Here is a 6157-nt window from a genome sequence, read left to right on the forward strand (position 1 = left end):
AAAAGCGTAGGAAACCTGCGTTATATTTTTTGAAAATATATGGAACGGGTACCACATCTAAATGTGACAAATATCAGAAAGGGGATTTACGTATGTACACAGGAAATTATGAGTGTCTGGAATTATTTGTAAAACCGGATGAAGGCAAAAAAGGCAGTGTGCTCCTGAAAAATGTAAAAGAAAGCACAACAGAGACAAAAGAACCGAAACATATCTATGGAAACTGGATCAAATTTCCGGTAAGCAGAAATACAGAATATGAAATCTCAACACAGGACTGCACAATAACATTTGCTTATTTAAGTGAATGTGAAAACATTATGGAAAATGGAATCTGTGTGCTGGATACTACAGATAATTATAAAGAGATGAATAAAGAAGAGTTCCTTCGTTTTATAGATACTCCATACAGAGAACAGTATCATTTTTCACCGGTTGTGAACTGGAATAATGATCCGAACGGACTTTGTTGGTTTAAGGGTTATTATCACCTTTTCTATCAGCTGAATCCTTTTGGACAGGAGTGGAATAATATGTACTGGGGACATGCAGCAAGCAAGGATCTGATGCACTGGACACATCTTCCGGTTGCGTTAGAGCCTCAGGAAGAAATCCTGGATAATCTTGCAATCAAAGGTGGTGCTTTCTCCGGAAGCGCACTTCCGATGGGAGACGAGGTATACTTCTATCTCACAAGACATATCGGACCTCAGGATGACGGATGGGACACTGTTCAGTATCAGACAATGACAAAGAGTAGTGATATGATCCATTTTGAGCCGGAAAAAGAGATTATCAGGGAGAAACCGGAAGGTACCAACTATGATTTCCGCGATCCGAAAGCAATTAAGATCGGTAAGAAGTATTATATTGTATTAGGTGCATGTATAGATGAAAAAGGAACATTTCTTCTGTACGAATCTGAAGATGCAGAGAACTGGAAATACAGATGTCCTCTGATTACAGAGGAAACAAAGATCAGAACCATTGAGTGTCCGGACTTTTTCCCATTGGATGATAAATATGTAGCTATGGGCGCATGGATGAGCCATTATGATGAATACGGAAGATTCCAGCAGTGCAGATATTATGTGGGAGACTGGAACGGTGATGCAATGGATGTCCATACACAGCAGTGGGTGGATTTTGGAAGCAACTGCTATGCAGCGCAGAGCTTTCAGCATGAAGACCGTAGGATCCTGATCGGTTGGATCAGTGATTTCTATGGAGAGCATATTGCTACAGAGCCGGGAGCTTATGGAAGCATGACTCTGCCAAGAGAGCTCCATGTGAAGAATGAACATGTATATACAAAACCTGTAGAGGAAGTTTATACTCTTCTGGGTGATACAGTATATGAAAGCACAGGCAGTGAGATTAAAGTCGGCTCCATTTCAGATAACAGATATTATGCATCTGTATCATTTGAAGAAACAGGAGATTTCAACATTCTTCTTGGTCAGGATGGGGATAAATCCATCAGTCTGACTGCAGAAGGGGGAAAAGTATTCTTCAAAATGACAGGTGTAAAGAGCGATAAGGTACAGTTTGTTTCTTCTGTGGAGAAATGCAGAAATGCAGAAATTTTTGTAGACGGAAGAACAATTGAGGTATATTTAAATGATGGAGAAGATGCAGGAACCAGACTGTTTTACAATAGCAGCAGCCAGGGAATCTTCTGTCTGAACAGTGATAAAGAAGCGCAGGTTAAAATCTGTGAAATGAAATCCATCTGGAAATAAATCCGCAGAATACAGATATTTGGCTAAGTTACTGAGAACGGAGTGAACAGTAACGATATTTGCTTAAAGCAATGTGCCATATATCTGCCGGCAGTAAAAAAAATGGTAACGGTTCCATAAAAATGAAAAAATAAATAGAAAGAAGAGGGGGAAAATTGAGAATTCTATTTTCCCTCTCTCTTTTTTGGAAACATATAAAAAATAACGGAATATAGGAAATTTAATATAAATATAGCAAAGAAAAAACCCAGATATGATTGTGAAAAATATATAAAAACAGATAACTTATATTGTGAAAATATACGAATTGATGCAAAAACAGGATTTTTAAGTTAAAATATATTGACAAATAAGGCAAGAGAGATTATGATAAAACCATCATATGAAACGGGTTCCACAAAAGGACTAATAAAGCTTTTAACCACAGCAAAATAGCTGTGGTTAAAAAAGGAAATACATGGAACGGGTTTCATAAAAATAACATTTCCCGAACGAGATTAAGGAGATGTAACATCAACAACCAATACATTTTATCAGGAGGAAAGAAACATGAAAAAAAGAATGAGCGTAATTCTGGCACTCACAATGGCGGCAACTACAATGTTCAGTGCAGTACCGGCAATGGCAAAAGATGGTGATGTAGTAAACATTACAATCTGGAGCCCGACAGACAGAGAACAGGTAGAGACATGGTGGACAGAGAAGATTGCAGAGTGGAATGAAGCAAACCCGAATATCCAGGTCTCACGTGAAGCAATCGACCGTTCCGATTCCTACGCATATGATAACAAGATTGCTACAGCAGTAACATCCAATGACCTTCCGGATATCTTCTATGTAGACGGACCGCAGGTTTCCTACTATGCAGCAAACGGAATCAGCATTCCGCTGAGTGATTATTTTACAGAGGATGATCTTTCTGATTTTGTTCCTTCATCCATTGCCCAGAATACCTATGACGGACAGTTATATGCAATCGGAGCAACAGAATCTTCCGTAGCATTCTATTACAATAAAGATTACCTCAAAGAGTGCGGTGTTGATACAGATGACCTTGATTCCCGTACATTAGACAACCCGATCACATGGGATGAGATGGCAGAGATCGCTGAAAAGTGTACAACAGATAATTATGTGGGAACACACATTATCATGGATCATGGTGAAGGTCTTCCATATGCATTAGAGCCAATGTATATCTCTGAAGGAAAAGACTACATCAGCGAGGATGGTAAGGAAGCTGACGGATATGTAAACAGCGAAGAAGCAGTAAAAACAACTTCTTACCTTGCAGATCTTATTGCAAAAGGATATGCAAACATTGAGCCGATCACAGATGAGTTCTTAAACGGTGCATGTGCAACAATGCTTGGTGGTTCATGGGAAGTTGCAACTCTGGAAGCAAATGCAGATTTTGACTGGGGTGTAACATACTATCCGGTATCTGAAACAGGTACAGCAGTTTCTCCTTGTGGTGACTGGGCAGCAGCAGTAAGCAAGGACTGTGAGAATCCGGATGCAGCAGGCGAATTCCTTCAGTGGCTGATGAACAGCGAAAATGTAGCAACTTATGCAGATGCAATCGCAAAACCTGCAACACGTAACTCTGCTTATGATGAAGAAGCAATGGCTGATTACAAAGAAGGAGCACGTGCACTTATGGTTGAACAGCTGAACAACACAGCAGTTCCGCGTCCAAGAACACCTTCCTATGCAACATTCTCTTCTGCATATGCTGAAGCAATGACAAATATCCTCTCTGATGCAGCTACAAACGGAGAAGTTGATGATGATTATATCCAGTCTGAACTTGATACAGTAGCAGAAACATTCACAGAAGATTACGAAACATACTACGCTGAATAATCAGGATAGAAACCTGGCCGCATCGCTTCTGCGGTGCGGCCGTTTTAAGTTTGTTAAAAGGGGGAAAGGATTATGGCTAAGACGAAGCTGACAGGCAGAAAACGTGACGAGAGAATCACTGCATATGCATTTACTGCTCCGGCAGTTATCCTTCTGATCGCATTTCTGGTTGTACCGATGATCTATACCGTTTACTATTCCGGATTTAAATATCAGATTATGAGACCGGATGCCATAAAGATGATTGGTATTGAAAACTATCAGAAACTGTTCCAGGATAAAAACTTCTGGATGGCTCTGAAAAATACTGTATATTTCACAGTAGTTGTTGTACCTGTACAGTGTATACTGGCACTTGGACTGGCGCTTCTGGTTTCAAAGAAATTCCGCGGAGTCGCAATATTCAGAACAATGTATTTTAGTCCACAGTTAACCTCCATGGTTGTTATCTCTGTTCTGTGGTCAGTACTTTACAATGCAAATCCAAGCACTGGTCTTATTAATTCTCTGCTGGTATCACTGGGAATGGATCCTATTAATTTCCTGAGCAATGAGCATACAGCCATGAACTCCATTATCTTCATGTCTGCATGGCAGGGCGCAGGTTATCAGATGATGATTTTCCTGGCAGGTCTTCAGGGAATTCCGAAAGATCAGTATGAGGCAGCATCTGTAGATGGTGCAAACAAATGGAATCAGTTCCTGTTTATCACACTTCCGGGACTGAAAGGAACTATAAAATATGTTATTATGATCACTATGATCCAGGCAATGAAGCTGTTCACACAGCCATATATCATGACACAGGGCGGACCAAAGAACTCCACCAAAACTCTGGTATATTACATTTATACACAGGGCTTCCAGAAAGGCAACTTTGGTTATGCCTGCTCAATCGCAACTGTATTCTTCGTTATTGTTGTGGCAATGTCACTGTTAATGAAGAAAGTAACTACTGCAACTGATTAAGGAGGACAGGAAAATGAAAAAATCATCAATGAAATTTTCTGCGGCTTTTTCCAAATTTATGTTTTATTTTGGAAATATTGTCATAGGTATTATCTTTGTTTCTCCTCTGATCTGGATGATTTCCGCGTCTCTGAAACCGGAATCTCAGATTTTTGCAAATATGAACTCCCTGAAAACATTCTTTCCGGTATCTGCTTCTTTTAATAACTATGTAGAAGTATTTACCAGAATGAATCTTCCTCAGGTATTTAAGAACACCTTGCTTTACATTGCACTCATCCTGGTTCTTGATCTGCTTGTAAACTCCATGTGTGGTTATGCGCTTGCAAAATTTGAGTTCAAAGGAAAAGGCGCGATCATGAATCTGGTAGTAGCCCTGATGGTACTTCCGATGGAAGCAATCATGCTCCCATTATATATTGAAATGTCACAGCTTGGCTGGGTAAACACACTTGTAGCACTGGTAATTCCTTTTGTAGCAAAATGTTTCTCCATCTATATGTTCCGTCAGTTTTTCTGTGATATTCCGGATGATCTGATCGAGGCGGCTGCAATTGACGGATGTCGTCCGGCAGGAACTTTCTTCAAGATTGTTATGCCGATTTCCAAGACTGTATATGCAACTGTATTTATCCTTGATTTCGTCGCTCACTGGAATGACTTTATGTGGCCATTCCTGGTTATGACCGGTGAAGACAAGCGTACGATCCAGCTCGCAGTTCAGTCCTTCTTCGGAACACAGCCTGTACATTATAGTGCAATCATGGCAGCACTGGTAATCTCTGCAATCCCGATGATCATCATGTTCATCTTCATGCAGAAATATTATGTAGAAGGTATTGCATCTTCAGGTATTAAAGGTTAAGTCAATATATAAAGTCCTACAATGCGCTTGGATGGCGTTTTGTAGGGCTTTTTTATGTTAGAAGAATTATGTCGCTGAAGCGACCCGTCGCAGGCGGAGAATCAAGTAGTCTCCTGATGTAATTGCGAATATTCGCCTGACGTATGAAAACACTTGGCTTTAAGATAAAATATGTCAAAATTTCTTATTGAAACTAAAAATAGGAATGTTATGATAATGAAGGAATTCTGTTGAAATTGATATTTGTATTTCAATGGAGATTCAATCAAATCAATAGCAAAGCAGATAATTTTATCAGCTGGAATTGTTATAGAAATATAGAGAATGGGAGTAAAGAGAAATGACCACATCTATGATAAAAGGGAATCCGCTGAAACTGATGCTGCAGTTTGCGCTTCCTTTATTATTAGGAAATTTGCTGCAACAGACTTATAATATTATTGACGCTGCGATCGTAGGACAGATCCTTGGCGCAAAAGCGCTGGCAAGTGTAGGAGCCAGCAGCAGTATTCAGTTTCTGGTACTGGGATTCTGCATGGGAAGCTGTACAGGGTTTGGTGTTCCTGTAGCTAAATATTTTGGCGCAGAGAAAATAGAAAAAATGCGGGATTATATCTTTAACAACCGTAGCAAGAATTCCCTCACCTCTATAGGGACGCTACTGAAAAACTATTTTTATACACATTATATAGTAGATTAAAACAAATAAAAACAC

Annotated in this window: 5 protein-coding genes; all 5 read left to right on the forward strand. The window is 39.7% G+C overall.

The window, feature by feature from the left end; all coding sequences use genetic code 11:
- Positions 1-92 precede the first annotated feature (92 nt).
- On the forward strand, positions 93-1742 hold the full coding sequence (locus LJE11_RS14675; RefSeq protein WP_227296140.1) for a glycoside hydrolase family 32 protein: 1650 nt from the start codon (positions 93-95) through the stop codon (positions 1740-1742).
- 549 nt (positions 1743-2291) lie between these two features.
- Positions 2292-3608 carry an ABC transporter substrate-binding protein gene (locus tag LJE11_RS14680; protein WP_227296142.1) on the forward strand — a complete coding sequence of 439 codons (1317 nt, stop codon included), beginning with the start codon at positions 2292-2294 and terminating at the stop codon, positions 3606-3608.
- A gap of 72 nt (positions 3609-3680) precedes the next feature.
- Complete coding sequence (locus LJE11_RS14685; RefSeq protein ID WP_025581030.1) at positions 3681-4577, forward strand: carbohydrate ABC transporter permease; 897 nt, start codon at positions 3681-3683, stop codon at positions 4575-4577.
- A gap of 13 nt (positions 4578-4590) precedes the next feature.
- Positions 4591-5442 carry a carbohydrate ABC transporter permease gene (locus LJE11_RS14690; protein WP_226840131.1) on the forward strand — a complete coding sequence of 284 codons (852 nt, stop codon included), beginning with the start codon at positions 4591-4593 and terminating at the stop codon, positions 5440-5442.
- Positions 5443-5782: 340 nt separating this feature from the next.
- On the forward strand, positions 5783-6142 hold the full coding sequence (locus tag LJE11_RS14695; RefSeq protein WP_025581028.1) for an MATE family efflux transporter: 360 nt from the start codon (positions 5783-5785) through the stop codon (positions 6140-6142).
- The last annotated feature ends 15 nt before the right edge of the window (positions 6143-6157 follow it).

Origin of the sequence: Blautia sp. DFI.1.216, from assembly GCF_020594215.1 — a bacterium.
Lineage (GTDB): Bacteria > Bacillota > Clostridia > Lachnospirales > Lachnospiraceae > Blautia_A > Blautia_A wexlerae.

Coding starts and splice junctions, on each gene's coding strand:
- LJE11_RS14675 (WP_227296140.1), top strand. CDS start 93: ATGTACACAGGAAATTATGAGTGTCTGGAATTATTTGTAAAACCGGAT.
- LJE11_RS14680 (WP_227296142.1), top strand. CDS start 2,292: ATGAAAAAAAGAATGAGCGTAATTCTGGCACTCACAATGGCGGCAACT.
- LJE11_RS14685 (WP_025581030.1), top strand. CDS start 3,681: ATGGCTAAGACGAAGCTGACAGGCAGAAAACGTGACGAGAGAATCACT.
- LJE11_RS14690 (WP_226840131.1), top strand. CDS start 4,591: ATGAAAAAATCATCAATGAAATTTTCTGCGGCTTTTTCCAAATTTATG.
- LJE11_RS14695 (WP_025581028.1), top strand. CDS start 5,783: ATGACCACATCTATGATAAAAGGGAATCCGCTGAAACTGATGCTGCAG.